Consider the following 1,901-nt stretch of genomic DNA (forward strand, 5'->3'; position numbering starts at 1 on the left):
AAACACCGACCCTTCTGTCAGCGGCACCAAAACACCGCCTGCTGCCTGAACAATAGCCCAAACTGCCGCTAAATCCCACACTTTAGGTGTAGACTCTACACCTCCCAACGCCGCACCAGTAGCAACAGACAGGAAATTGTAGGTAGTCACTCCCAACATTCTAATTTTGCAGGGAACGGGTTTTTGCAAAACAGCCGTACTCCTGGCACAAACGTTGAAAAACTGATTTTGGCTGGGTGAGTCGCTACTGGTGTGAATGGGGCGCTTATTCATAAACGCACCATTTTCAGCATCACTAGAAGATGCGCCATGCCAGTATCCGTGAAAAGATTGATTGATGTTGGGAAAATGTACGTAGCCAAATATAGGCGTTCCTTGATATAGCAATCCCAAAGAAATTCCCCAAATCGGAATTCCGCGAGTAAAGTTAGTCGTGCCGTCAATGGGATCGATTACCCAGCACCATTCCGCACCGGAAAAAACGTGTTCTCCTTCTTCGCTTAAAATATCGTGACTGGGAAAAGTATCCAATATCCCGTTACGAATTTCCTCATCCGCCCACTTATCGGCTGATGTTACCAAACTGCCATCTGACTTGAGCGTCGGCTGCAATCGACCGAAATCTTCCAACAGTTTGGTGCCGATTCTGGCAGTAGTTGTCTCGGCAAAATTTAAAACTGTATCCCAAAAATTAGTCATATCTTTAGTTTGTTTAGGTCGGTACAAGTTTCTGTAAATTCTCAAAGTGATTATTTTGCGAACTCTGCTAAAACCCGGTTGAATCTTTCAGTTTCATCGTAGTTAAGAGCGTGTCCGCTATTCTCAAAAATAATTTGTTCTCCTTTATTGAGTTTTTGGCAATGAACACATTGGATTGAGAGGGAAAAATCTTACTTTGTTTGCCAGCTATGACCAATAAAGGAATATCGATTTTGGCAATAAAATCTCCGAAATCCGACTGAGCTTGGTCTTGCCACAAAGTAAGGGCTCGATCTGGAGGACATTGTTTTGCATCTTCTATGAAAAGGGCGATTTCTTCCGGTAGCAGCGTGTTCATCAAATCTTTGGCCATAATGCCAAAAAAGCTATCTGCGTTGTTCATCTTCGTAGTAAAGTTTGATGCGATCGCTCGTTTCTATGTACGGCATTTAAAATGACTGCCTTTGTTGATTTTACAGCAATGGCGGTAACGAATACCAATAGATTGTCTCAATCTAGCTCATTTTGCAAGACAGTTGCGATCGCTTCCCGTGCGTTGGTGCGGAATTCGGTCACATTCACTTTCCCCAAATACCAAACAGCCAACAGCATTGCCAATCCTTGCACCACAAACACCAGTCCGTAAGATAGCACTAAAGAAGGAAATACTTTTTTACTCACATCTAAAACCGCACCTCCAGCAATTGTCGCCACCCCTCTTGCCAAAGCTTGTGCCAATCCCCAAGCGCCAATAAACGTGCCTGCGGTTTCTGCTGCTGTCAGGTCTAACATTAAACTCAGAGCTCCTGTTGTTGCTACTCCGGAAACCAAACCGAAACATAAAAGCGCCGTTTGCAGGAGTTTTGGATTCTGAGTAAATCCCGACAAAATCACCCAAATTAGGGACACAACTACCAACAAGCACCCAAGTTTGGTAGTATTGCGTTTACCTAGACGTGGAGCCAGAAAGAAACCAGTTCCAAGTAGACCGAATAATGTGCCAGTTCCCCAGAAAGCGTTTAGGGTCGCCGTTTCCCCGACTTGCATTTTAAAGACATCACCGCCATAAGTTTCCAAGATGGCGTCTTGCATGAATAAGCCAAGCGTCATCATTACCAGAAAGGTAAAAAATACCTGAGTTTGCCGACTGGCTGTTAAGATCCGCCAAGCTCTACCCAAAGTAATTTTCGCTTCTAGATCGG

Annotated in this window: 3 protein-coding genes; all 3 read right to left on the bottom strand. The window is 44.4% G+C overall.

Going from position 1 to position 1,901, the window contains the following annotated elements; translation table 11 throughout:
* On the bottom strand, positions 1-699 hold a 699-nt coding region (locus H6S82_RS31480; RefSeq protein ID WP_191057358.1), incomplete at its 3' end, for an inositol monophosphatase family protein.
* Between the two features lie 67 nt (positions 700-766).
* Positions 767-1,102, bottom strand: coding sequence for a hypothetical protein (locus tag H6S82_RS31485; protein ID WP_190468494.1), 336 nt, complete (start codon positions 1,100-1,102; stop codon positions 767-769).
* Positions 1,103-1,209: 107 nt separating this feature from the next.
* Positions 1,210-1,901: MFS transporter (locus H6S82_RS31490; RefSeq protein ID WP_191057359.1), on the bottom strand; the 692-nt coding region annotated here is incomplete at its 5' end.

Source organism: Planktothrix sp. FACHB-1355, from assembly GCF_014748295.1.
Classification (GTDB): domain Bacteria; phylum Cyanobacteriota; class Cyanobacteriia; order Cyanobacteriales; family Aerosakkonemataceae; genus Aerosakkonema; species Aerosakkonema funiforme_A.

What these genes read in the sequence shown, in the direction of transcription:
- H6S82_RS31485 (WP_190468494.1), bottom strand. Translation starts at nt 1,102, where the DNA reads ATGAACAACGCAGATAGCTTTTTTGGCATTATGGCCAAAGATTTGATG.